General features: G+C 66.9%; 1 protein-coding gene. It reads left to right on the top strand.

Translation table 11 applies throughout. The features are described from left to right. Window positions 1-47: 47 nt before the first annotated feature. Window positions 48-818 (top strand): transposase, encoded by a 771-nt coding sequence (locus tag PV682_RS44120; protein WP_319738615.1) that lies wholly within the window; start codon window positions 48-50, stop codon window positions 816-818. Window positions 819-875: the final 57 nt, after the last annotated feature.

Below are 875 nucleotides of genomic sequence, written 5' to 3'. Positions count from 1 at the left end.
CTAAGGCTTGTCCCGTAACTGCTGGTCACGGGTGGGATGATCTTGGTGTGGCTGGTGTGATCACGGCGTCGGAGCCGTCCTGGATAGCCCCGTTCACGGGGCTGAGTCCGCGTCAGTTTGGCAAGCTGATCACCGCGTTGCGGCGTGAGGGCGCGGATCCGGTCCGCAAGGGCCGGCCCTGGAGCCTGTCGCTGGAGGACCGGGTCCTGCTGGTCGCGGCGTACTGGCGGACCAACCTGACGCTGCGCCAACTCGCGCCACTGTTCGGGGTGTCGAAGTCCGCGGCGGACCGCATCGTCAACCACCTCGGGCCCGCTCTGGCACTGCAACAACGCAAGCGTTTCCGCAAGGACGCCGTGCTGATCGTGGACGGAACCCTGGTGCCTACCCGCGACCACTCGGTGGCCGAGCAGTCGAAGAACTATCGGTACTCCACCAACCACCAGGTCGTCATCGACGCCGACACCCGGCTCGTCGTCGCCGTCGGCCGGCCACTGCCCGGCAACCGCAACGACTGCAAGGCATGGGAACTGTCCGGCGCCAAGGACGCCGTCGGCACGACCACAGTCATCGCGGACGGCGGCTACCGGGGCACCGGCCTGGTCATCCCGCACCGCCGGGAGCGCGGCCAGGCCGAACTCCCGGCCTGGAAGGAGGAACACAACGCTTCCCACCGCAAGGTCCGCGCCCGAGTCGAGCACGCCTTCGCCCGGATGAAGACCTGGAAGATCCTCCGCGACTGCCGGCTGAAAGGCGCCGGCGTCCACCACGCCATGCTCGGCATCGCCCGACTGCACAACCTCACACTGGCCGGATGACGAAGAAACGAGCAGGTCACCGACCATGTCAGAGATCATTTACGGGACAAGTCTTAG

It is taken from the genome of Streptomyces niveiscabiei (genome assembly GCF_033794345.1).
GTDB classification, from domain to species: domain Bacteria; phylum Actinomycetota; class Actinomycetes; order Streptomycetales; family Streptomycetaceae; genus Streptomyces; species Streptomyces niveiscabiei.
This window is presented reverse-complemented; position numbering and strand designations above follow the sequence as displayed.